Source organism: Methylophilus sp. DMC14, from assembly GCF_056314085.1.
In genome coordinates, this window is the sequence record NZ_JBQUZA010000013.1 from 1 (window position 1) to 1,256 (window position 1,256).

The 1,256-nt window shown below is 46.4% G+C and carries 2 protein-coding genes; both read right to left on the reverse strand.

The annotated features are described in order from the left end of the window. Nucleotides 1-30: 30 nt before the first annotated feature. Nucleotides 31-906: an IS3 family transposase gene (locus tag ACT53C_RS14280; protein WP_476147037.1), complete on the reverse strand. Its 876-nt coding sequence runs from the start codon at nt 904-906 to the stop codon at nt 31-33. Further along, nucleotides 834-1,202, reverse strand: coding sequence for a transposase (locus tag ACT53C_RS14285; RefSeq protein ID WP_476147035.1), 369 nt, complete (start codon nt 1,200-1,202; stop codon nt 834-836). The genes ACT53C_RS14280 and ACT53C_RS14285 overlap by 73 nt, the downstream gene beginning before the upstream one ends. Nucleotides 1,203-1,256: the final 54 nt, after the last annotated feature.

Sequence of the window (1,256 nt, forward strand, 5' to 3'; positions counted from 1 at the left end):
GTGATCTTGCCTGTAAAAAGTGGACATCATCTAACCGATCATTTCCACCGAAATCGGTGATTGATACCCAATACCCGAATGCAACCGTACCGGGTTATAAAAGTCATCAATATATTGCTTAATTGCCACTTTCAAATCCTCGCCCCCTTTAAAACGATTGCCATGTATCCACTCACTTTTAAACGAATGGAAGAATGACTCCATGTGTGCATTATCGGTACACTGCCTTGGTCGGTTCATACTTGGCTGAATGCCATGTTGCCTTAACAAGGCCTGATATTCAAGCGCGGCATACTCAATCCCTCGGTCTGAATGAAACCATAGGCCAGCTGTAGGTTTTCTTTGCTTGATGGCCATCTTCAGTGCCGTACAGGTTAAGCTCGCCTTACGATGATTGTCCAATGCCCAGCCAACAATGCGACGTGAGAACATATCCATCACCACGGCTAAAAATTGCCAACCATTGCCCGTTTTAATAAAGGTCACATCGCCCACCCACAATTGATTGATGCTGGTAGGTTCTGTCATGCCAAGCTTCTCATTACCATGACGCTGAAAGAATGCGTGACTCCCTGCATTCCGCCAGTACAGTCGACTTGCTCTGCCTGCAAGGCCCATCTGGCGCATCAACTGTGCAACCTTGTTACGCCCACAGTGGAGCCCTTGTTGCCTAAGCGCGGCATGAATACGCGGGCTGCCATAAGCTTCGTGGCTGCTTTTGTGTATTGCTTTAATCTGTTCACACAATTGCCCATCTGACACTGTACGTGCTGATACTGGACGCCTCTGCCATGCATAGAATCCACTGCGCGATACCTTGTATTTCTCGCACATCATTTGGATCGAGAAATCTTGGCTATTTTGGGCAATGAAACGGAAGATGTCCGTTTTGCCTCTGAAGTGAATTTGATGGCTTTTTTTAAAAGGTCATGCTCCAGCTTCAGCTGGGCGTAGGCTTTTTCTACCTCGCGAAGGCGCAGTAGCTCAGCTTCATTAACCAGCTCAGGTTTATCGCTTGGTAGATTTGCCATAATCAGCCCTTCACGAGATTGTTTTTTCCATCGTGACAGCATAAAGGGATGAATGTCTAGAGAATGGGCTACGTCTTGCACCAATACACCAGGTTGGGAGGCTAATCGAACTGCCTCAGCTTTAAATGATTCCGTATATCGAGCGTATATCCGTTTGATTGTTCTTGCCATTTCACATCTCCTAAAAAGTTAGGTCGATGTGTCTACTTTTCTAAGGCAAGTCCA

Excerpts from the sequence above, each read along its gene's own strand:
- ACT53C_RS14285 (WP_476147035.1), bottom strand. The coding sequence starts at position 1,202 with ATGGCAAGAACAATCAAACGGATATACGCTCGATATACGGAATCATTT.